Source organism: Streptomyces sp. MS191 (genome assembly GCF_008042125.1).
Lineage (GTDB): Bacteria > Actinomycetota > Actinomycetes > Streptomycetales > Streptomycetaceae > Streptomyces.
The window spans coordinates 2437973-2458561 of record NZ_RDBI01000040.1 but is presented as its reverse complement, the minus strand read 5'-3'; the positions used below and the strand labels follow the sequence as shown (position 1 = coordinate 2458561).

The following is a 20589-nucleotide window of genomic DNA, read 5'->3' as shown; positions in this document are numbered from 1 at the left end:
ACAGACGGAGGAACGCGATGGTCAAGGCAGCAGACCGGGCCGCGAACCCGGCGCGTTCCAGCGTCTGGCTGGAGAAGAGGGCCGCCCGCGCCGGGGGCGGCCCCGCCGGACTCGACCGCGACCGGATCGTCGCCGCCTCGATCAGGATGCTGGACGAGGAGGGCCTCGCGAAGCTGTCGATGCGCAAGCTCGCCACCGACCTGGGCGTCACCGCGATGTCGCTCTACTGGTACGTGGACACCAAGGACGACATCATCGAGTTCGCCCTCGACGCCGTCTACGGGGAGATCGACCTCGACGCGATCGACACCGCCGGTGGCTGGCGGGAGCGGATCCGGGCCCTCGCCCTCGCCTACCGCCGGATGCTCGTCCGCCACCCCTGGGTGTCCCCCAGCGCCGGCGCCTACATGAACATCGGCCCGCACGCCCTCGCCGTCGCCCGCAGGATCCAGGACGCGGTCCGCGACACCGGACTGCCCCTGAGCGGCCAGCCGGGCGCGACGTCGGCCGTCTTCCAGTTCGTCTACGGCTACGGGACGATCGAGTCCCAGTTCGGACGCCGCGCGGCCGAAGCCGGCATGTCCCAGGACGAGTTCTACGCCCAGTCCGTCGCGGCCTTCCGCGGCGACCCCGAATTCTCGGCCCAGCTCGAGGGCATGACGGAGATCCTCGACGAGCGCGCCACCCACGGCGACGTCAGCGACATCTGGGAACGGGACTTCGCCTGCGCCCTGGACATCCTGGTCGCCGGCATCGAGGTCATGGTCGCCCGGCACACCGGCGAGACCCGGGCATGACATGACGGAGCGGCGGGCCGTCCCCTGCCCGCCGCTCCGTACCCGACCCGGCCGCGCCTCCGCTCGGAGCGCGGCCGGGAGTCTTCTCAGTCCTCCTGCGCCGCGGTCACCGTGCCGCTGCTCTTCAGGGCGACCTCCTTGATGAACAGCGTCACCAGGAAGGCGAGCAGCGCGAAGGGCGCCGAGTAGAGGAAGACGTCCGCGACACCGTGTCCGTACGCGCTCTCCATGACCGTACGGATCGGGGCCGGCAGCTTGTCCATGTCCGGGATGCCGCCACCGGAACCGCCCTGGCCCAGGGCCGCCGCGGCCTTGGGGCCGAGCGCCGTCAGGCCGTCCTGGACGTAGTGCGTGACCCGGTGGGCCATGACCGCGCCGAGCGCCGAGACACCGATCGCACCGCCCAGCGAGCGGAAGAAGGTGACGACGGACGAGGCGGAGCCGAGGTCGGACGGGGCGACCTGGTTCTGCGTGCAGAGCACCAGGTTCTGCATCATCATGCCGAGGCCCAGACCCATCACGGCCATGAAGACGGCGATGTGCCAGTACTCCGTGTCGTAGCGGATCGTGCCGAGCAGGCCGAGGCCGCCGGTCACCAGGACGCCGCCGCTGACCAGCCACGCCTTCCACTTGCCGGTCTTGGTGATGACCTGGCCGGAGACGGTGGAGGAGACGAACAGGCCGGCGATCATCGGGATCGTCAGGACACCGGACATCGTCGGGGACTCGTTGCGGGCCAGCTGGAAGTACTGGCTGAAGAAGACCGTGCCGGCGAACATCGCGACACCCACGAAGAGCGAGGCGAGCGAGGCCAGGGTGATGGTGCGGTTGCGGAAGAGACGCAGCGGGATGATCGGCTCGTCGGCCTTCGACTCGACGAGGACGAAGAGCGCGCCGAGCAGGACCGCACCGCCGACCATGACGGCCGTCTGCCAGGACATCCAGTCGTACTTGTCGCCCGCGAAGGTCACCCAGATCAGCAGCAGCGACACCGCGGCGCTGATGACGGCGGCACCGGCCCAGTCGACCTTCACCCGGCGCTTCACGACGGGGAGCTTCAGGGTCTTCTGGAGCACCAGCAGCGCGATCAGCGCGAACGGCACGCCGACGTAGAAGCACCAGCGCCAGCCGAGCCAGTCGGTGTCGGTGATGACACCGCCGAGCAGCGGGCCGCCGACGGTGGCCACGGCGAAGGTGGCACCGAGGTAGCCGCTGTACCGGCCGCGCTCACGCGGGGCGATCATGGCGGCCAGGATGATCTGCGACAGCGCGGTCAGACCGCCGACGCCGATGCCCTGGACGACGCGGCAGGCGATGAGCATGCCGGTGTTCTGCGAGAGACCGGCGACGACCGAGCCCCCGACGTAGATGAGCAGCGCTATCTGGACGAGCAGCTTCTTGGAGAAGAGGTCGGCGAGCTTGCCCCACAGCGGCGTGGTCGCGGTCATCGAGAGCAGCGCCGCGGTGACGACCCAGGTGTAGGCGGACTGGCCGCCGCCGAGGTCGGTGATGATCTGCGGGAGGGCGTTGGAGACGATCGTCGAGGACAGGATGGCGACGAACATGCCGAGCAGCAGCCCGGACAGCGCCTCCATGATCTGCCGGTGCGTCATGGGAGCGCTGTCCCCGTGACCGGTGACGCCGTCCCGCACGCCGACGTCGGGCGTGGTCGTAGCCATGAAGTTCCTTTGTTTCCGAAGTCTCAAGCCTGGAGGGCCCGGCAGTCCCCGAAGGAGTCCCGGAGGCGGCCCAGCAGTGTGGTGAGCAGTTCGACGTCGTCGTCGGACCACTCCGCGAGGGTGCGGGCGAATGCCTGGGTCACCCGGTGGTTCAGTTCGCCGAGCATGTCCCGGCCCGCGGCCGTCAGCCGCAGGATCCGGGAGCGCCGGTCGCCCGGGTCGGGCAGCCGCTCGACCCAGCCGTGGTCCACGGTGTTGGCGACGTGACGGCTGCACACCGACATGTCGACGGCCATGAGTTCGGCGAGCCGACTCATGCGCATGTCCCCGTGGTGCTGCAGGAGGGCCAGTACGGCGGCCGACCCGCCCTGGCACTCGACGGGGAGGACGCGCGCCATTCCGCGTTTCACGGCGCCGATGGCGCTCACCTGGCGGGCGAGGTTCTCGTAGCGGCTCTGCGTCTCCAACGGGCACCCCATGCATGTTGTTGCTTAGGGCAACCATAGAGATGGATGGTTGCTTCAGGCAAACTAAATCGGTCAAACGGCGCTAAAGAATCGGCAAAGGTGGGTGAAGCGCGGGGGAGCGGTGCCGGAGGCGTGCCGGAAGGGGCTGGAGGGGCGGCGCTGGTCCCCGTCCGCCAGCGTGGGCGTGGAGAGGACCAGGGCGGCCGGGGCCGGCGCGGGTGCCGGGGACGTCGTGCCGGGGGCCGGAGGGATGGTCGTGGCGGGCGCGGTGGTGCCCGGTCGCCCCGGGGTGGGCGCCGAGGTTCCGGTGCCCGGGCTCGTGCCCGTACTCCCGCCGCCCGGGGACGTGGACCCGCCGGGCCGGGATCCGGGGCCCCCGCCCGCCGCCGGGGTCGTGCCCGGCGGAGATGTGCCGGGGGAGCCCGGGCGTGGGGACGCCGTCCCCTGGCCCGACGGGCCGTCCAGCGGGATCAGTGTGACCGTGCCGGACGGTGCCACCGGGCCGTTCGGCGAGGAGCCCGCGCCCACGGCAGCGTACCCCTCGCCGTCCCCTCCGCCGCACGCGGTCAGCGCCCCGCCGAGGCAGAGCGCGACCACCGTCAGGAGTGACCTCTGTCGCCGCATGGCGCCAGTCTGGCTGACGATCCGTCAGCAAGGAACCCGTGTGCGGAGGTTCAGTCCGCGATCAGGCCCTGCCGGAGCTGTGCCAGCGTCCGCGTCAGCAGGCGGGAGACGTGCATCTGGGAGATGCCGACCTCCTCGCCGATCTGGGACTGGGTCATGTTGGCGAAGAACCGCAGCATGATGATCTGCCGTTCCCTGGGCGGGAGTTTGGCGAGCAGCGGCTTCAGCGACTCGCGGTACTCGACGCCCTCCAGCGCCGTGTCCTCGTATCCGAGCCGGTCCGCGAGCGACCCCTCGCCGCCGTCGTCCTCGGGCGAGGGCGAGTCCAGCGAGGAGGCGGTGTAGGCGTTGCCGACGGCGAGGCCGTCGACGACGTCCTCCTCCGACACCCCCAGGACGGCGGCGAGTTCGGGAACGGTCGGCGACCGGTCCAGCTTCTGCGCGAGCTCGTCGCTCGCCTTGGTGAGCGCGAGCCGGAGCTCCTGGAGCCGGCGCGGCACCCGCACCGACCACGAGGTGTCGCGGAAGAAGCGCTTGATCTCGCCGACGACCGTGGGCATCGCGAACGTCGGGAACTCCACGCCGCGTTCGCAGTCGAAGCGGTCGATCGCCTTGATCAGGCCGATGGTGCCGACCTGGACGATGTCCTCCATCGGCTCGTTGCGGGAGCGGAAGCGGGCCGCCGCGTACCGCACGAGCGGCAGGTTGAGCTGGATCAGGGTGTCGCGTACGTAGGTCCGCTCGGGGCTGTCCGCGGCGGCGCCCTGGGTGTCCAGGGCGCGGAGCCGGAGGAACAGGGAGCGGGAGAGGGTGCGGGTGTCGATGGCTTCCGGCGAGACGACAAGCGGCGCGGCGGGCTCGGTGTCCGGTGCGGGCGCGGGGGCCGGCACCTGCTGCTGCGCCGGCACGTGGGCCTGTACCGGCGTGTGCGCGAGCACGGGCGTGAGCGTGAGCACCTTCGAGCTGCCCTGTTCTGCGGACATGCCACCCCCTTGAGGTCGCGGACGGTCGCGGCGGCCACGACCATCGGAGGAACGCAGCCTCCACCTGAATACCGGAGGCGGGGCTGCGGCAAACGCGGTTCCAGCAGAATGTCACATGTCGGCAACACGCTGTAGTGACTTGTCGACAAGGCGAGGGGGGAAATCCGCAGGAAACAAGGGGTGTACGGCATTTGGGGCGCCGCAGAACTGCTCCGAACCGGTCTACCCGTTCCGGCTACGCTTCGATCCTGTTTGCGGATCTCAAACGCGCGAAGCTCCGGGCGAGGAGCCTTGACACGTGCATCTGCGAGACCCCGAGTTCCTGACTGATCTGTGACTGGGTCAGGTTGCTGTAGTACCGGAGCATCAGGATCCGTTGCTCGCGCTCGGGCAGCTGGACGAGCAGATGCCGTACGAGGTCGCGGTGTTCGACGCCGGCGAGGGCGGGGTCCTCGTAGCCGAGCCGGTCGAGCAGTCCGGGCAGGCCGTCGCCCTCCTGGGCCGCCTCCAGGGAGGTCGCGTGGTACGACCGGCCGGCCTCGATGCAGGCCAGGACCTCGTCCTCGCCGATGCGCAGCCGTTCGGCGATCTCGGCGGTGGTGGGGGAACGGCCGTGAGCGGTCGTCAGGTCCTCTGTGGCGCCGTTGACCTGGACCCAGAGCTCGTGGAGCCGGCGCGGCACGTGCACGGTCCGTACGTTGTCGCGGAAGTAGCGCTTGATCTCGCCGACGACCGTGGGCATCGCGAAGGTCGGGAACTGGACGCCGCGGTCCGGGTCGAAGCGGTCGATGGCGTTGATGAGGCCGATGGTGCCGACCTGGACGACGTCCTCCATGGGCTCGTTGCGCGAGCGGAAGCGGGCCGCCGCGTACCGCACGAGCGGCAGGTTGGCCTCGATCAGGGCCCCGCGCACCCGGTCGTGCTCCGGGGTGCCCGGCTCGAGGTTCTTGAGCTGTCCGAAGAGCACCTGGGTCAGCGCGCGGGTGTCCGCGCCGCGGCTGCTCTGTGGTCGGGGGCGCGGGGTGTCCGGGCCGCCGGCCTCGTTCTGGGGCGGGACTTGAGGCGCTGCACTGGCCGGCACGTTCACGCCCACCCCTCTGGCTGGTGTAGCTGGTCAACTACGGTCAACTCATCCGTCAAAAGCGGTCATAGCATCACAAGACATGTCCACTGTGTGCAAGCACCGCATAAGCACGTGTTGGGGGCATAAGGGGTACTAAACGGGAGGTCAGAAACCCGCAGGCCCCCCGCCGAGAACGGCGAGGGGCCCGGAAGAAGAGGCTCGGACGGGTCAGAACTCGTAGTCCGCGATCACCCACGTGGCGAACTCGCGCCACTGGGCGACGCCCGCCTGGTGCGCGGGGTGGTCCAGGTAGCGCTGCAGCGCGTCGGTGTCCTCGACCGCCGAGTTGATGGCGAAGTCGTACGCGATCGGCCGGTCCGTGATGTTCCAGTCGCACTCCCAGAACGTCAGCTCCGGGATGGTCCCGCCGAGCGCCCGGAAGGCCTCGACCCCGGCGACCACGCGCGGCTCGTCGCGCTCGACGCCCTCGTTCAGCTTGAAGAGGACCAGATGGCGGATCACGGGGGACTCCTAGTTGATGAGCTCGGTCATGAACTCGCCGACACCCTGCGCGGCGCTCGATATGCCCTCGAACCCTACCTGGACGAGATCGGCCGCCCGGCTGGGGGAATTGATGATCGTGTACAGCACAAAGACCACGACCGCATAGAGCGCGATCTTCTTCGCCTGCGCCATGTGTCGCGCCCTCCCCTGTCCGTCTCCCCTGAGCGCGCGTGAGTCTAGCCGAGGCTCCTCACCGGGTCTTTATGGACCAAGGGCCCGGCGGCTGAGGCCCTTTGCCGCCCCTCGGGCGGGTGCCGGCGCAGCAGGATGGATGTCGAGCCCGGCGGATCTGGCAGGAGTCCGCGGGGCGAGGAACCGGCCCTCACTGCGGGGTCCGCGCCGTGAGCTTCCCCCTGAACACGGCGAGGACTTGCAGGACCGGTTCTCATCGGGGGAGCGGCTTGTCCCCCCGATGCCGCTCCCCCGTCCGACGGGAAGGGCCCCGGCCGCGCGACACGTGCGCGGCCGGGGCCCTTTCGGCTGTTCGTGCGCCCCGGGTCCCGTCCCGCGCCCCGCCGCCCGCCCCTGCGCGCCGAGTGCCCCCTGGGCACGCCGAAGGGCCCGGTGCATCGCACCGGGCCCTTCGATCGAAGCGGTAGCGGAGGGATTTGAACCCTCGGTGACTTGCGCCACACTCGCTTTCGAGGCGAGCTCCTTCGGCCGCTCGGACACGCTACCGAGAGAGAGCTTAGCCCAAAGGTGCCCCTGCGATGAAATCCGTATCGCCGCGCAGGTCGCGGCGGGGTTCAGCGGTCCCGGAAGAAGGCCGTGAGCTGGGCCGAGCAGGCCTCTTCGAGCACGCCCTGGATCACCTCGGGGCGGTGGTTGAGCCGGCGGTCGCGTACGAGGTCCCAGAGGGAACCGGCGGCGCCCGCCTTCTCGTCCGGCGCGCCGAAGACCACCCGTTCGACCCGGGACTGTACGAGTGCCCCCGCGCACATCACGCAGGGCTCCAGGGTCACGACGAGCGTGCAGCCGGTCAGCCGCCACTCCCCGGTCTCCGCGGCGGCCCGGCGCAGCGCCAGGACCTCGGCGTGGGCGGTCGGATCGCCGGTCGCCTCGCGCTCGTTGTGACCGGTGGCGAGGACGGTGCCGTCCGGGGCCAGCACAACGGCGCCGACGGGTACGTCCCCGGCCAGCGCGGCCAGGTCCGCCTCGGCGAGCGCCTGCCGCATGGTGTCCCGCCAGGGGTCGCGCACGGGGTCGGGCGCCGTGCCCGGGGGCGTACCGGCGTCCGCGCCGGCCGTCCCGCCCGGATCCCGCGCCGCACGGCGATCGGCACCCGGACCCCGTGCGGGGTCGGGTGCCGTCTGTTCTGCCTCTGTCACTAGCGAACGGTCTCCAGCACCTCCGCGGCGCCCAGCGCGTCCGCGATCTCGGCCAGCACGTCGGAGTCGAGCGCCAGCAGGTCCGCCTCGGACAGGCCGAGGTCGGACAGGATCAGCCGGTCGCCGACCGGGGCGGCCGGCACGGCGTCGGCGGCCGCGCCCGTCTCCTCCTCGTCGTCGTCCTCGTGGTGCGCGGGCTCCCCGTCCTCGGTGCCGTCGAGGTCCAGCGCGTCGAGTACGTCGGCGTCCTCGTCCCGGTCGTCGCCGAGCAGTTCCCGGGTGAGGATCTCCCCGTACGAGGAGCGGGCGGCGGCCGCCCCGTCCGACACGTAGATGCGAGGGTCCTCCTCGCCCTCGATCCGGAGGATGCCGAACCAGGCGTCCTCCTGTTCGATGAAGACGATCACCGTGTCGTCGTCGGCCCCGGCCTCGCGGGCGAGGTCGGTCAGATCCGACAGGGTCTCCACGTCGTCGAGCTCTGTGTCGCTCGCTTCCCACCCGTCTTCGGTGCGCGCGAGCAGTGCGGCGAAGTACACCGTGACTCTCCCACTGATCAGAGGTGTGACGATCCGGCGGTGCGCTCCTGGTGCCCCGCCCAATCGGCATCGTGGCAGAAACAGCGGCCAGAGGAGAGGTCTTCGGCTGTTGCGTCGTGCATCAGTCTGATCGGGACGCGGGCCGGACCGTGCGCTGGCCCACCCGTCCGACCGGCGCACGGCCGGGGCGTGAAGGGGGCGCAAACGGTGGGCGGACCGTACGGGCGCGGGCGCCGGTGGATCGGCCCGCATGCCGCCGTCACCAGCGGAAGGTTCTCATCCGCATGGCCTGGCGCATCCGGGCCGCCCGCGCGCGGCGCGGCTGGACGCGATCGCGCAGGGCCTTCGCCTCGTGCAGCTCGCGGAGGAACTGGGCGCGTCGCCGCCGGCGCTCCGCGTCCGTCTCCGGCTGCTCGCGGCCGCCGTCCGCGGCGGTCTCGGCGGGCTCCTTCGCCTTGGGCATCGACACCACCCCACACCATGGGTCCCTGTAGCCCCCACCTTCCCTCCAGGACGTGGGTTGATGCCAGTGCGGGCTACTGTGGGGTCATGCGTCTCCACGTCGTCGATCACCCGCTGGTCGCCCACAAGCTCACCACTCTGCGCGACAAGCGCACCGACTCCCCGACCTTCCGCCGGCTCGCCGACGAACTGGTCACCCTGCTCGCCTACGAGGCCACCAGGGACGTGCGGACCGAGCAGGTCGACATCGAGACCCCCGTGACGCCCACGACCGGTGTGAAGCTGTCGTACCCGCGTCCGCTGGTGGTCCCGATCCTGCGCGCCGGCCTGGGCATGCTCGACGGCATGGTGCGGCTGCTCCCGACCGCGGAGGTCGGCTTCCTGGGCATGATCCGCAACGAGGAGACGCTGGAGGCGTCGACCTACGCGACGCGGATGCCGGAGGACCTCTCGGGCCGCCAGGTGTACGTCCTGGACCCGATGCTGGCGACCGGCGGCACGCTCGTCGCGGCCATCCAGGAGCTGATCAAGCGTGGCGCGGACGACGTCACCGCGGTCGTGCTGCTCGCCGCCCCGGAGGGCGTCGAGCTCATGGAGCGCGAGCTGGCGGGCACCCCGGTGACCGTCGTGACCGCCTCGGTCGACGAGCGTCTCAACGAGCACGGCTACATCGTCCCGGGCCTGGGCGACGCGGGCGACCGGATGTACGGGACCGTCGACTAGATACCACCCCGTCAGGCGTCAGCCGGACGGACGGACAGATGGAACAGGCCGCCCGGTCGTCGACCGGGCGGCCTGTTCCGTGCGCGGGAGCGCGTACGGCGCTCCCGCTGCGGGTGGTCGTCAGCAGGACGGCGCGGGCGCGGGCTTCGGGTTGCTCAGGGCGACCAGGGCCGCGTCCGCCGTCGTCTTCGGGTCCAGCGTCTTGAAGGCGGTGCCCAGGATCAGGTCGACGTCCGCCGTGGCCCGGGTGTCGGTCTTGGTCGTGGCGGCCTTCAGCTGGGTGCCCAGGACCGAGAACGCGCCCTTGGTGGCCCCGGGGGCGGCCAGCAGGATGCCGGCGCCGGGGACCTTCTTGTCGTAGGCGGCGGGGGCGTTGCCGACCTTGCCGATGACGAAGCCGCGTTTCTTGAGCTCGTCGGCCGTCGACTTCGCGAGGCCGCCGCGCGGCGTCGCGTTGTAGACGTTCACCGTGATCTGCGCGGGCTTGGGCAGGGCGGCGGGCGCGGGGGCGGTGGAGGCCCTGACGACGGGCTTGCAGTCGGGGCCCTTGCCCGCCGTCGTCTTCTTGCCGTCGCCGCCTGAGAAGACGTCGACGAGCTGCAGCGTCCCCCAGCCGGCCGCGCCGAGCGCGACCGCGGCAGCCGCCGCTGCGAGGACGATCCTGCGCCGACGCCGGGGGCGGCGCATGCGCGGGTACTTGTCACCCGTGATGCGGTACTTTCCGCCCATGCCGGGGGGAGTGAGCATGCTCATGAACGCAGGGTAATGCCGCTGGTCGACGTTGGATACTTGACGATCATGTGATCGCGTCCGGATGGCCCGGGAGAGCCCCCGAAAGGGTCAGAACGGCAGGTCGGCGCGAGGTGTCGCGGCCGTCTTCGCGGGCTCGGGAGGACCGTCCGGAAGGGGCTAGTCCATCTCCAGCACGCGGGCGTGCAGGACCTGCCGCTGCTGGAGGGCCGCGCGCACGGCGCGGTGCAGTCCGTCCTCGAGGTAGAGGTCGCCGCGCCACTTCACGACGTGCGCGAAGAGGTCGCCGTAGAAGGTCGAGTCCTCGGCGAGCAGCGTCTCCAGGTCCAGCTGGCCCTTGGTGGTCACCAGCTGATCGAGGCGGACCGGGCGCGGCGCGACGTCCGCCCACTGCCGGGTGCTTTCCCGGCCGTGGTCGGGATACGGCCGGCCGTTTCCGATGCGCTTGAAGATCACACGGAGAGCCTACCGGTCAAGCGGCTCCCGGCGCAGCCAGGCGGGCGCAGTGGGATGCTGGGGCAAATCATCCCAAAACCGAAATCGGGGTCCCGTCATGAGCGTGAGCGACCAGCCGCCGGCCACCGTGGGCGGCCCCCTGGAGGGGCCCGCCGCCGAGATCGCCGCCGGGTACGCGTTCACCGGTGCGGCACTCGATCTGGGGGCGCTGCTGTGGGACGGGACGTGTCACCCGCAGGCGCAGATCCGCATCCCGCTGGGGATGCTCAACCGCCACGGTCTGGTCGCCGGGGCCACCGGCACCGGGAAGACGAAGACGCTGCAGCTCGTCGCCGAGCAGCTGTCGGCGCACGGTGTGCCGGTCTTCCTCGCCGACATCAAGGGCGACGTCTCGGGTGTCTCGGCGCCGGGGGCCGACGGCGGGAAGGTCCGCGAACGGGCGGGGCAGGTGGGGCAGGAGTGGGCCGCCAGGGGTTTCCCGTGCGAGTTCTACGGGCTCGGCGGCGAGGGCCCCGGCATCCCCGTGCGGGCGACGGTCACCAGCTTCGGGCCCCTCCTGCTGTCGAAGGTGCTCCGGCTCAACCAGACGCAGGAGCAGTCGCTCGGGCTGATCTTCCACTACGCCGACTCCAAGGGCCTGGAGCTCGTCGACCTGAAGGACCTCCGGGCGGTGGTGGCCTTCCTGGTGTCGGACACCGGAAAGGCGGAGCTGAAGGGGATCGGCGGGCTGTCCACGGCGACCGCCGGGGTGATCCTGCGGGCGATCACGGCCTTCGAGCAGCAGGGCGCGGGCGGCTTCTTCGGCGAGCCGGAGTTCGACACGTCGGAGTTCCTCCGGACGGCCGCGGACGGGCGCGGGACGGTGTCGATCCTGGAGCTGGCGGCCGTCCAGGACAAGCCGCAGCTCTTCTCGACCTTCCTGATGTGGATGCTGGCGGACCTCTTCGAGGAGCTGCCGGAGGTCGGCGACCTGGAGAAGCCGAAGCTGGTCTTCTTCTTCGACGAGGCGCACCTGCTCTTCAACGGGGCGTCGAAGGCGTTCCTGGAGTCGATCACCCAGACGGTGCGGCTGATCCGCTCCAAGGGCGTCGGGGTGTTCTTCGTGACCCAGACGCCCAAGGACGTGCCGGCGGACGTGCTGGGGCAGTTGGGCAACCGGGTGCAGCACGCGCTGCGCGCGTTCACGCCGGACGACGCGAAGGCGCTGAAGGCGACGGTGCGGACGTTCCCGAACTCGGCGTACGACCTGGAGGAGGTCCTGACGGGGCTGGGGACGGGCGAGGCGGTGATCACGGTGCTGAGCGAGACGGGCGCGCCGACGCCGGTCGCGGCGACCCGGCTGCGGGCCCCGGAGTCCCTGATGGGTCCCGTCGACGCGGCCGCGTTGGACGCGGCGGTGAAGGGATCGCCGTTGTACGGGCGGTACGCGGAGGCGGTGGACCGGGAGTCGGCGTACGAGCGGCTGACGGCAGAGCAGGCGGCGGCCGAGGCCGCGGCAATGAAGGCGGCCGAGGAGGCGCACGCGGCCGAGGAGGCGGCCAGGGCGGCGAAGGCGGCGAAGTCGGCTCCGCCGAAGCGGGACGAGTCGCTTGCCGAGCAGGTGGCGGGCAGCGGGTTGTTCTCGTCGCTGGCGCGGTCGATCGGCACCCAGGTGGGCCGGGAGATCAGCCGGTCGATCTTCGGTACGGCGCGCAGGCGGCGGTAGGACCCGCCTCGCCGATCCCGCCGATCCCGCCGATCCCGCCGATCCCGCCGATCTCGCCGGGTCCCGGCGGATCCGCGGCCCGGCAGAGGTGCGGGCCCCGGGGTGTCCCCCGGGGCCCGCGGTGCGTCGGGTGGCCCGCCGCCTACTCGGTGACCTCGTGGTGGTCGTCGTGCAGGCCGCCGCCGCTGCCCGCGTCGCCGTCGGTCGGGGTGGAGACGACCGGCTTGCGCAGGGAGCTGATGTCGTGGGCGTAGGTGCCCACGGCGTTGGCGATGACGTCGATGTTGACGTCGAAGGCCGTCATGTTGATGTTCGACAGGTTGTCGCCGGCGGCGTGGTAGTTCACGTCGTAGGCGATGCCCGCCGTGCCGCCGAACTTCGCGGCCTGGGCGGGGGTCTTGATGCCCTCGGCGCCGGTGAAGGTGCCTCCCGACGGGATGCCGACCTCGATGAACGGGCCGTAGTCCGAGCGGCCCGTGAAGTCGGTCCCCTCGTGCGGACGGCCCTGCTTGTCCATGAAGTCGGTGATGTCGCGCTCGAGTTGGGCGGAGCCCGCCGGGCCCGCGCCGGCGCCGGTCGCGTCCGAGTCGTCGCCGTCGTAGACGAACAGGCCGTAGTTCGGCGAGGCGATCATGTCGAAGTTGAGGTAGAGCTTGACTTCCTTCTTGTCGAGCTCGCTCATGTTCGCCACGTAGTGCTCGGAACCGAGCAGGCCGTTCTCCTCGGCCGACCACCAGGCGAAGCGGACCTTGTTGCGGACCTTCGCCTTGGACTCGGCGAGCTCCAGCGCGGTCTGGAGCAGACCGGCCGAGCCCGAGCCGTTGTCGTTGATGCCGGGGCCGGCCGTCACGGAGTCGAGGTGCGAGCCGAGCATCACGGTGTTGGCCGCGTTGCCGCCCTTGGTCTCGGCGATGACGTTGTTGGTGGAACGCTTCTCCTGGAGCTGGCGGATCTCGAAGGAGACGTTCACCGGGCCCTTGGCCAGGTCGGCGGCGAGCTTCTCGCCCTCGGCCTGGGTGAGACCACCGGTCGGGAGCTTTCCGGCCGCGGGGTCGCCGAGCGTGCCGGAGAGCACGCCGTCGGTGTTGTTGTAGATGATCGCGCCCGCGGCGCCCGCCGCGGCGGCGTTCTCCTGCTTGGCGGCGAAGGTGCAGCCGCCGCGCTTGATCAGCGCGATCTTGCCGGTGAAGGCGCCCGCGGCGAAGTCGCCGGGCTCACAGCCGGTCGTGCCGTCCGCGTCCACCGGCACGGCCGCGAGGTCGGCCTTGATGCCGCCGACCGGGGTCGACTTGGTGTACGTCATCGCCTTGATCTCGACGGCGCGCGGCGTGGGCGAGACGACGGAGAGCTTCTCGGCCTGCGTCTCGGTGTAGATGAAGTCGAACTTCTGGTACTCGACGTTGTAGCCGGCCTTCTTGAGCAGCTGGTACACGTACGCGGCGGAGGCGTCGTGTCCGAGCGATCCGGCCGCGCGGTGGCCGCCGGCCGAGTCGGCTATCGCCTGGAACTTCTGGAGGTGCTTGTAGGCGTCCTTGGCGGACGTCTCGCGGACCAGCTTCTTGGCCAGCTGCGCGGCGTCCTTGGCCGGGGCGGCGGCGGGGTCCGCCTTGGCCGTGGCAGGGGAAGCGGCGGCCAGCAGGAGCGGGGTCGCGAGTGCGGCTGCGGCCAGAATGGCCGCGGCTCTGCGATGGGATGCGTTCACAGAGGTCCTTCCCGGGCGAACGAGGTTGAAGGGAAGTTAGCGATCTCCGGGGCTTCCTGTGAACAGATCCGCCACAATTCATGTCACATTTAGCAGGATTGACATGCGGAAGGATCAATTCCCGGAAGATTTGGCGGCTTTTGCGGCACGCTTGGCCTCCTGCTTGAACGCGCGGACCTTCGCCAGGGACTCGGGCCCGGTGATGTCGGCGGCCGACCGGTACGCGCCGGACTCGCCGTAGGCGCCGGCCGCCTCGCGCCAGCCGCGCGGCCGCACGCCGTACTGCTTGCCGAGCAGGGCCAGGAAGATCTGCGCCTTCTGCTTGCCGAAGCCGGGCAGGGCGAGCAGCCGGCCGAGCAGCTCCGCCCCGTCGTCGGCGTCCGCCCAGACGGCCTCGGCCCGGCCGTCGTACTCCTCCACGAGGAAGGCGCACAGCTGCTGGATCCGCTTGGCCATCGAGCCCGGGTAGCGGTGCACCGCGGGTTTGTCGGAGAGCAGCGCGGCGAAGGCGTCCGGATCGTACGCGGCGATCGCGTGCGCGTCGAGATCGTCCGTGCCGAGGCGCTGCGCGATCGTGTACGGCCCGGAGAACGCCCATTCCATGGGGACCTGCTGGTCGAGCAGCATGCCGACCAGTGCGGCCAGCGGACTGCGTCCGAGGAGCTCGTCGGCCTCGGTCTGCTGCGCGAGGTGGATCTCGGTCATCTCTCGATCATCCCGCGCCCGGCCGCCCCGCGCGCGTGCTGCGGGGCCGCCGTCACCCGTCCGCGAAGCGCTCCAGGGCGGCCAGGACGCGGGCGCGGGTGCCTCCGCCGCCCAGATGGCCCGCGTCCTCGACCATCGACAGCTCGGCGTCCGGCCACGCCCGGGCGAGCTCCCACGCGGTGTCCGGCGGGCCCGCCATGTCCGTCCGGCCGTGGACCAGGACGCCCGGGATGCCGGCGAGCCGGTGCGCGTCCTGGAGCAGGGCGCCCTCCTCCAGCCAGGCACCGTGCGCGAAGTAGTGCGAGCAGATCCGGACGAAGCCGAGGCGGGTGTCGTCGACCCGGTCGGTGTACGGGGTGCCCCGGCCCTCCGCCGACACGACCGCGTCCTCCCAGGCGCACCAGTCGGCCGCCGCCTTCGCCCGTACGGACGCGTCCGGGTCGGTCATCAGGCGGGCGTAGGCGGCCACCAGCTCCGCAGCACCGGCGCGCCCGGCCCCGCCGGTGAGGCCCGCGCCCGCGCGGAAGCGCTCGTGCGCCTCGGGGAAGAAGCGGGCGGCGCCCTCGTACAGCCACGCGATCTCGGAGCGGCGCGTGGTGGTCACGCCCGCGAGGACGATCTGAGAGACCCGGGACGGATGCGCCTGCGCGTACGCGAGGATCAGCGTCGCGCCCCAGGAGCCGCCGTACAGCAGCCAGCGGTCCACGCCGAGGTGCTCGCGCAGCCGCTCCATGTCCGCGACCAGGTGCGCGGTGGTGTTCACGGACAGGTCGGCGGCCGGGTCGCTCGCATGCGGCAGCGACCGGCCGCAACCGCGCTGGTCGAACTGCACGATCCGGTACTTCTCCGGGTCGAACAGGCGGCGGGCGGACGGCGACGAGCCGGAACCGGGGCCGCCGTGGACGACGAGGGCGGGCTTCCCCGCGGGACTGCCGGCGGCCTGCCAGTGGACGAGGTTGCCGTCGCCCACGTCGAGGTGGCCCTGCTCGTACGGTTCCAGTTCCGGGAACATTCCGTCGACCCTAAGGGCTGTCCCGTCCTGCCCGGCGCCCGCCGGTCCCGCCGGCCGGGCGAAGGGGCTACCGGGCGCTCAGCCGCACCGACGGGTCCTCGCACCACTCCAGGACCGCGGGCCAGGAGCCGTACCCCGCGGGCATGTCCAGGTGGCCGCCGGGCAGGACGAGGTCCCGGTCGAGCGCGAGCGGGTCGCCGTAGTGCACCGCCGCGCCCTCGGGGCAGTACGGGTCGCCGGCGCCGTACACGAGCCGGGTCGGGGCCTTCAGGCGTACGGCGCCGAGGTCCAGCCCCTCCGCGAAGCCGGCGATCTCGGGGATGGACGCGGTGACCGCGGGCGACGGCGGCGCGACCAGCAGGACCCGGTCGACGTCGAGCGCGTCGGGGGTGCGGGCGGCGGCGTGCAGCCAGAGCAGCACGGAGAGGCTGTGGGCGAGGACGACGAACCCGCCCCCGCCGGCCGGACGGTGGAGCCGCCCGGCCAGCGCGGCCAGCCAGTCGTCGAGGACCGGGGCGTCCGGCTCGGGGAGCTGGGGATAGCGGACCTCGTGCCCGCGCTCGGCGAGCCGGCCGGCGAGCCAGTGCTGCCAATGGCCCTCGGGCCGGTGGTTCTGGAAGCCGTGCAGGATGAGGAAGGTCGTCATGGGGAGATCGTCCGGCCGTGCGGGCGTCAGGTCCAGTTAATGTCTCTGCATGGATCCGGTAAGCGGGACCTTCACGATCGATCTGCGCAGGCTGGGTGCGCTGCGGGAACTCGAACGCCGCGGCAGCATCGCCCGCACGGCCGCCGCGCTCCATCTGACCCCGTCCGCCGTCTCGCAGCAGCTCGCCGCGCTCGCCCGCGAGCTGGGTGTTCCGCTCGTCGAGCGGCAGGGGCGGGGCGTGCGGCTCACCGGGCAGGCGCGGCTGGTCCTGCGGCACGCCGACCTGATCGCGGCGCAGTTGGAGCGGGCCCGCGCGGACCTCGCGGCGTGGGAGCAGGGGCGGCGCGGGGCGGTGACGATCGGGGCGTTCTCCAGCGGGGTGTCGGGGCTCCTCGCGCCGGCCCTGGCCGAACTCGCCGCCGTGCGGCCGGAGATCGGCACGGCGGTGGTCGAGTCCCAGCCGCCCGACCTCTTCACGCGGCTCGACGCGGGGGAGGTCGACCTCGCGATCGCCGTGGACTTCGCGGCGTCCCCGCCGCACACCGACCGCCGCTACACCCGCTTCGACCTGCTGACGGACGTCCTGGACGTGGCCCTGCCGGCCGGTCACCGGCTCGCGGGGCGCGAGCGGGTGCCGCTGCGGGAGCTGGCGGCCGATCCGTGGATCGTCGGTGACGCCGGCACGTGCTGCGGGGCGGTGACGCGCGCGGTCTGCGCGGCGGCCGGTTTCACGCCGGAGATCCGGCACGCGGTGGACGACTGGCAGGCGCTCGCGGCCCTGGTCGGCGCGGGGCTCGGGGTGGCGCTGGTGCCGAGGCTGGTGCAGCCCCTGGGGCGGCCGGAGGTCGTCGTCCGGCCGGTGGCGGGGCAGCCGCCGGCCCGGACGGTCTTCGCGGCGGTCCGTACGGGCGCGGAGGCGGATCCGGTGCTCGCCGCGGTGGTCGCCGTGCTCGGCGAGCACGCGGCGCGGGCGGTGGAGCGCCCGGCGCCGTGAGGCCGCGCCCGCCCCGGGTTCCGGCGGGGCGGGCGCGGCGCGCGGGGCTCAGCTCACGTACTTCCGCAGGTGGCGCGCCGTCAGGGTGTCGCCCCGCTCGACCAGCTCCGTCGGCGTGCCCTCGAAGACGATCCGTCCGCCGTCGTGGCCGGCGCCCGGGCCCAGGTCGATCAGCCAGTCGGCGTGGGCCATGACGGCCTGGTGGTGCTCGATCACGACGACCGTGTTGCCGTCGTCCACGAGGCGGTCGAGCAGGGCGAGCAGCTGGTCGACGTCGGCGAGGTGCAGGCCCGTCGTGGGTTCGTCGAGGACGTAGGTCGCGCCCTTCTCCGCCATGTGGATGGCGAGCTTCAGACGCTGGCGCTCGCCGCCCGAGAGGGTGTTGAGCGGCTGCCCGAGCCGCAGGTAGCCGAGGCCGACGTCGTGGAGGCGGCCCAGGATCGTGCGGGCCTGCCCCTTCGTCGTGAAGAAGCCGTACGCCTCCTCGACCGACATCGACAGGACCTCGTGGATGTTCCTGCCGTCCAGGGTGTGGGCGAGGACCTCGGCGGTGAAGCGCTTGCCCTCGCACTTCTCGCACACCGACGCGACGCCGGCCATCATCGCCAGGTCGGTGTAGACGAGCCCCAGGCCGTTGCAGTGCGGGCAGGCGCCCTCGGAGTTGGCGCTGAAGAGCGCGGCCTTGACACCGTTGGCCTTGGCGAAGGCGGTGCGGATCGGGTTCAGCAGTCCCGTGTACGTCGCCGGGTTGGAGCGCCGCGAGCCGCGGATCGGCGACTGGTCGGCGACGACGACGCCCTCGCGGCCGGGCAGACTCCCGTGGATCAGCGAGGACTTGCCCGAGCCGGCCACGCCGGTGACGACGGTCAGGACCCCGGTCGGGATCTCGACGCTGACGTTGTGGAGGTTGTGGGTGTCCGCGTCCTTGACGGAGAGCGAGCCCGTGGGGGTGCGTACCTCGGGGCGGAGCTTCGCCCGGTGTGCCAGGTGGTCGCCGGTGAGGGTCCCGGAGGTCCGCAGGCCGGGCACGTCGCCGCTGTAGCAGATCTCGCCGCCGGCGGAGCCGGCCCGCGGGCCGAGGTCCACCACGTGGTCGGCGATCTCCACGACCTCCGGCTTGTGCTCGACGACGAGGACGGTGTTGCCCTTGTCGCGCAGCCGCAGCAGCAGGTCGTTCATCCGCTGGATGTCGTGCGGGTGCAGCCCGGTGGTCGGCTCGTCGAAGACGTACGTGACGTCGGTGAGCGAGGACCCGAGGTGGCGGACCATCTTGACCCGCTGGGCCTCGCCGCCCGACAGCGTTCCGGAGGGGCGGTCCAGGCTCAGGTAGCCCAGCCCGATCTCGACGAGCGAGTCGAGCAGTTCCCGCAGGCCGGCGAGGAGCGGGGCCACGGACGGGTCCTCGACCCGGCGCAGGAACGCCGCCAGGTCGCTGATCTGCATCGCCGAGCACTCCGCGATGTTCACCCCGTCGATCCGGGAGGAGAGCGCGGCCCGGGTCAGGCGGGTGCCCTCGCACTCGGGGCAGCGGCGGAAGACGACGGCGCGGTCGACGAAGGCGCGGATGTGCGCCTGCATGGCGTCCCGGTCCTTGGCGAGGATCGTCCGCTGGACCTTCACCACCAGGCCCTCGTAGGTGAGGTTGGTGGTGCCGACCTTCACCTTGCACGACGGCCGGTGGAGGAAGTCCTCCCACTCCTGCTCGGTGAAGTCCGCCAGCTTCTTGGCCGGGTCGTAGAAGCCGGACTGGGCCATGACCTGCCACATCCAGGAGTCGACGGCGTACCCCGGCACGGTGATCGCGCCCTCGTCGAGGGACTTGGTCCGGTCGACGAGTTCGTCGACGTCGATCTCGGAGACCTCGCCGACGCCCTCGCAGCGGGGGCACATGCCCTCGGGGAGGTTGAAGCTGAAGGCGCCGGAGGTGCCGATGTGCGGGGTGCCGAGGCGGCTGAAGACGATCCGCAGCATCGTGTACGCGTCGGTCGCGGTGCCCACCGTGGAGCGGGAGTTGGCGCCCATCCGCTCCTGGTCGACGACGATCGCGGCGCTGAGGTTGTGGAGCCCGTCCACGTCCGGCCGTCCCTGCGCCGGCATGAAGGACTGCAGGAAGGCGCTGTACGTCTCGTTGATCAGGCGCTGCGACTCGGCGGCGATGGTGCCGAAGACGAGCGAGGACTTCCCCGATCCCGAGACGCCGGTGAAGACGGTGAGGCGGCGCTTGGGGAGGTCGACGGAGACGTTCTTGAGGTTGTTCTCCCGGGCTCCGCGGACCTGGATGACGTGGTGGCTGTCCGCTGCGGGGGTGTTCATTGGTGCGCCCTCCGATGGTGGTCCCGTTTCTCCGTACACGGTACTCTATACAGCGTAGAGAGTGCATGGATATGTCAGTGGCAGGGCCCTGAACTGCGAGGATGGGTGCCATGGGCCGGGAGAAGAACAGCAGCGGCGCCGGTGATCCGGCGCGTACCCTCGAACTGCTCTGGCGCGAGGGCGGCACGCCCCCGACGAGTCGGCGCGGCCCGCGCCAGGGCCTCACGGTGGACGCCGTCGTCGACGCGGCGATCGCGCTCGCCGACGAGGGCGGTCTCGACGCGCTCACCATGCGCGCGGTGGCCCAGCGTCTCGGCGTCACCCCGATGACCCTCTACACCTACGTCCCCGGCAAGGCCGAGCTGTTCGACCTGATGCTGGACACCGTCTTCCTGCGGATGCCGCGCACCGGCTTCGCGGACGGCGAGCCGTGGCGGGCGCGGGTGACGGCGGTCGCCGACGAGAACCGCGCGCTGTACCTGCGCCATCCCTGGGTGGTGGAACTCCGCGTCCACCGGCCGCCGCTCGGGCCGGGCGTGATGAGCAAGTACGAGCACGAGCTGGGCGCCCTGGAGGGGCTCGGACTCGACGACGTGACGATCGACTCGGCGCTCACGCACCTGCTCGGTTTCGTCCTGGTCGCCGCCCGGTCGGAGCTGGACGCGCGGGCCGTGGACCGGGAGAGCGCGCTGTCCGACGGTGAGTGGTGGGCGGCCCACGAGCCGCTGCTGAACCGGGTGTTCGACGAGAGCCGCTTCCCGCTCGCGGCGCGGGTGGGCGAGGCGTCGGCCGCGACCTCACGTCCCGGCGTCCCGGCCATCGAACTGCTCCCCACCGTGGGCAGCCCGGCCCCCGAGCGCGCCGACGCCGCCCGCAACCGGCGCAGGATCCTCGACGCCGCAGCCAGGATCGTCACCGAGGTCGGCCCCGACGCGGTCACGATGAACCAGGTCGCGCACGCCGCGGGCATGGGCGTGGGCACGGTCTACCGCCGTTTCGGGGACGTGGCCCAGCTCCTGTGGGCGCTCCTCGACGACCGGGAGCGGCAGTTCCAGGAGGCGTACATGAGCGGCCCGCCGC

The 20589-nt window shown here is 71.8% G+C and carries 19 protein-coding genes, 1 tRNA gene and 3 pseudogenes; 6 read left to right on the top strand and 17 right to left on the bottom strand.

All coding sequences use genetic code 11. The features are described from left to right. The first annotated feature begins 17 nt into the window (after nt 1-17). A complete protein-coding gene (locus tag EAO71_RS18330) occupies nt 18-797 on the top strand; it encodes a TetR/AcrR family transcriptional regulator (protein ID WP_147978696.1) in 780 nt (259 codons plus the stop codon). Nucleotides 798-889: 92 nt separating this feature from the next. Here the strand turns inward: EAO71_RS18330 and EAO71_RS18325 are convergent. The 10 genes and pseudogenes from EAO71_RS18325 to EAO71_RS18285 all read right to left on the bottom strand — a co-directional run. After that, nucleotides 890-2410, bottom strand: a pseudogene (locus EAO71_RS18325) (MDR family MFS transporter); the annotation flags it as partial. A gap of 89 nt (nt 2411-2499) precedes the next feature. Next, the gene (locus EAO71_RS18320) at nt 2500-2943 is read right to left on the bottom strand and encodes a MarR family winged helix-turn-helix transcriptional regulator (RefSeq protein ID WP_147978694.1); all 444 of its coding nucleotides are present in this window, start codon (nt 2941-2943) and stop codon (nt 2500-2502) included. Nucleotides 2944-3617: 674 nt separating this feature from the next. Continuing rightward, nucleotides 3618-4550 carry an RNA polymerase sigma factor SigF gene (locus EAO71_RS18315; protein ID WP_147978693.1) on the bottom strand — a complete coding sequence of 311 codons (933 nt, stop codon included), beginning with the start codon at nt 4548-4550 and terminating at the stop codon, nt 3618-3620. Between the two features lie 235 nt (nt 4551-4785). Beyond that, nucleotides 4786-5631: an RNA polymerase sigma factor SigF gene (locus EAO71_RS18310; protein ID WP_356601225.1), complete on the bottom strand. Its 846-nt coding sequence runs from the start codon at nt 5629-5631 to the stop codon at nt 4786-4788. A gap of 210 nt (nt 5632-5841) precedes the next feature. Further along, complete coding sequence (locus tag EAO71_RS18305; RefSeq protein ID WP_147978691.1) at nt 5842-6135, bottom strand: Dabb family protein; 294 nt, start codon at nt 6133-6135, stop codon at nt 5842-5844. Nucleotides 6136-6144: 9 nt separating this feature from the next. Then, nucleotides 6145-6309 (bottom strand): hypothetical protein, encoded by a 165-nt coding sequence (locus EAO71_RS37755; protein ID WP_187282703.1) that lies wholly within the window; start codon nt 6307-6309, stop codon nt 6145-6147. A gap of 461 nt (nt 6310-6770) precedes the next feature. Next, nucleotides 6771-6855 (bottom strand) — tRNA-Ser (locus EAO71_RS18300). A 68-nt stretch (nt 6856-6923) separates the two neighbouring features. Continuing rightward, nucleotides 6924-7352: a tRNA adenosine(34) deaminase TadA gene (tadA, locus tag EAO71_RS18295; RefSeq protein ID WP_147979376.1), complete on the bottom strand. Its 429-nt coding sequence runs from the start codon at nt 7350-7352 to the stop codon at nt 6924-6926. Nucleotides 7353-7504: 152 nt separating this feature from the next. Next, on the bottom strand, nt 7505-8041 hold the full coding sequence (locus EAO71_RS18290; protein WP_147978690.1) for a tRNA adenosine deaminase-associated protein: 537 nt from the start codon (nt 8039-8041) through the stop codon (nt 7505-7507). A gap of 259 nt (nt 8042-8300) precedes the next feature. Further along, nucleotides 8301-8504, bottom strand: a complete 204-nt coding sequence (locus tag EAO71_RS18285) for a hypothetical protein (protein ID WP_147978689.1) — start codon at nt 8502-8504, stop codon at nt 8301-8303. An 86-nt stretch (nt 8505-8590) separates the two neighbouring features. Here EAO71_RS18285 and upp point away from each other — a divergent pair, with 86 nt between their 5' ends. Then, a complete protein-coding gene (upp, locus tag EAO71_RS18280) occupies nt 8591-9226 on the top strand; it encodes a uracil phosphoribosyltransferase (RefSeq protein ID WP_147978688.1) in 636 nt (211 codons plus the stop codon). Nucleotides 9227-9346: 120 nt separating this feature from the next. Here upp and EAO71_RS18275 read toward each other — a convergent pair whose 3' ends face one another. Both EAO71_RS18275 and EAO71_RS18270 read right to left on the bottom strand, forming a co-directional pair. Continuing rightward, entirely contained in the window at nt 9347-9979 is a 633-nt protein-coding gene (locus tag EAO71_RS18275; protein ID WP_147978687.1) for a LytR C-terminal domain-containing protein, read from the bottom strand. A 156-nt stretch (nt 9980-10135) separates the two neighbouring features. Next, nucleotides 10136-10432 (bottom strand): type II toxin-antitoxin system VapB family antitoxin, encoded by a 297-nt coding sequence (locus EAO71_RS18270; protein WP_009067182.1) that lies wholly within the window; start codon nt 10430-10432, stop codon nt 10136-10138. A 97-nt stretch (nt 10433-10529) separates the two neighbouring features. Here EAO71_RS18270 and EAO71_RS18265 point away from each other — a divergent pair, with 97 nt between their 5' ends. Then, the gene (locus EAO71_RS18265; protein WP_147978686.1) at nt 10530-12137 is read left to right on the top strand and encodes a helicase HerA-like domain-containing protein; all 1608 of its coding nucleotides are present in this window, start codon (nt 10530-10532) and stop codon (nt 12135-12137) included. A 142-nt stretch (nt 12138-12279) separates the two neighbouring features. Here EAO71_RS18265 and EAO71_RS18260 read toward each other — a convergent pair whose 3' ends face one another. The 4 genes from EAO71_RS18260 to EAO71_RS18245 all read right to left on the bottom strand — a co-directional run bounded on the left by EAO71_RS18260 (nt 12280) and on the right by EAO71_RS18245 (nt 16202). Further along, nucleotides 12280-13839: a M28 family metallopeptidase gene (locus tag EAO71_RS18260; protein WP_147978685.1), complete on the bottom strand. Its 1560-nt coding sequence runs from the start codon at nt 13837-13839 to the stop codon at nt 12280-12282. Nucleotides 13840-13953: 114 nt separating this feature from the next. Continuing rightward, nucleotides 13954-14544, bottom strand: a complete 591-nt coding sequence (locus EAO71_RS18255; protein ID WP_147978684.1) for an HhH-GPD-type base excision DNA repair protein — start codon at nt 14542-14544, stop codon at nt 13954-13956. A 52-nt stretch (nt 14545-14596) separates the two neighbouring features. Continuing rightward, nucleotides 14597-15556, bottom strand: coding sequence for a prolyl aminopeptidase (gene pip, locus EAO71_RS18250; protein ID WP_147978683.1), 960 nt, complete (start codon nt 15554-15556; stop codon nt 14597-14599). 67 nt (nt 15557-15623) lie between these two features. After that, nucleotides 15624-16202, bottom strand: coding sequence for an RBBP9/YdeN family alpha/beta hydrolase (locus EAO71_RS18245; protein WP_147978682.1), 579 nt, complete (start codon nt 16200-16202; stop codon nt 15624-15626). A 49-nt stretch (nt 16203-16251) separates the two neighbouring features. Here EAO71_RS18245 and EAO71_RS18240 point away from each other — a divergent pair, with 49 nt between their 5' ends. Beyond that, nucleotides 16252-17196 (top strand): LysR family transcriptional regulator, encoded by a 945-nt coding sequence (locus EAO71_RS18240; RefSeq protein ID WP_147978681.1) that lies wholly within the window; start codon nt 16252-16254, stop codon nt 17194-17196. A gap of 48 nt (nt 17197-17244) precedes the next feature. Here EAO71_RS18240 and EAO71_RS18235 read toward each other — a convergent pair whose 3' ends face one another. Then, the gene (locus tag EAO71_RS18235) at nt 17245-19509 is read right to left on the bottom strand and encodes an ATP-binding cassette domain-containing protein (protein WP_147978680.1); all 2265 of its coding nucleotides are present in this window, start codon (nt 19507-19509) and stop codon (nt 17245-17247) included. Nucleotides 19510-19619: 110 nt separating this feature from the next. On the opposite strand from EAO71_RS18235, the pseudogene EAO71_RS18230 reads away from it, so the two are divergent. After that, nucleotides 19620-20303: pseudogene (locus tag EAO71_RS18230) on the top strand (TetR/AcrR family transcriptional regulator); the annotation flags it as partial. A gap of 147 nt (nt 20304-20450) precedes the next feature. After that, nucleotides 20451-20589, top strand: a pseudogene (locus tag EAO71_RS38895) (TetR family transcriptional regulator); the annotation flags it as partial.